Genomic DNA, 404 nt, shown 5'->3' with positions numbered 1-404 from the left:
AGCACATCGGCATAGCCCCAGCCGTCGGCCCCCTGCTCTTCCCAGTGGTCATAGTCCATCGCGTGCCCGCGCACATAGACCATCCCGTTGATCGACGACGATCCGCCGATCACCTTGCCACGCGGGGTCGCCAGACGACGGTTGTTCAGATGCGGTTCGGGTTCGGACTGGAACCCCCAGTCGTAGGTTTTCATGTTCATCGGATAGGACAGCGCCGCCGGCATCTGGATGAACGGGCCCGCATCGCTGCCACCATGTTCGATCACCATCACCTTGCGCCCTGCCGTGGCCAGGCGGTACGCCATCGCGCAGCCCGCGCTGCCCGCCCCTACGATAATAAATTCAGCTTCCATCCTATCGCTTTCCTTCCGTGAGTCTTGCGCGGATCAAGGAGGCCGCAGGCC

1 protein-coding gene is annotated in these 404 nt (G+C 62.9%); it reads right to left on the bottom strand.

The window, feature by feature from the left end; translation table 11 throughout:
• A partial coding sequence (locus B3849_RS01350) for an FAD-dependent oxidoreductase (protein WP_286779718.1) occupies positions 1-353 on the bottom strand: 353 nt, incomplete at its 3' end.
• Positions 354-404 lie beyond the last annotated feature (51 nt).

The organism is Sulfitobacter sp. UBA4523 (genome assembly GCF_002388305.1).
In the GTDB taxonomy this organism is placed as follows: Bacteria; Pseudomonadota; Alphaproteobacteria; order Rhodobacterales; family Rhodobacteraceae; genus Sulfitobacter; species Sulfitobacter pontiacus.
Note: the sequence above shows the minus strand (reverse complement) of the source record. Positions and strands in the feature narration are given on the sequence as shown.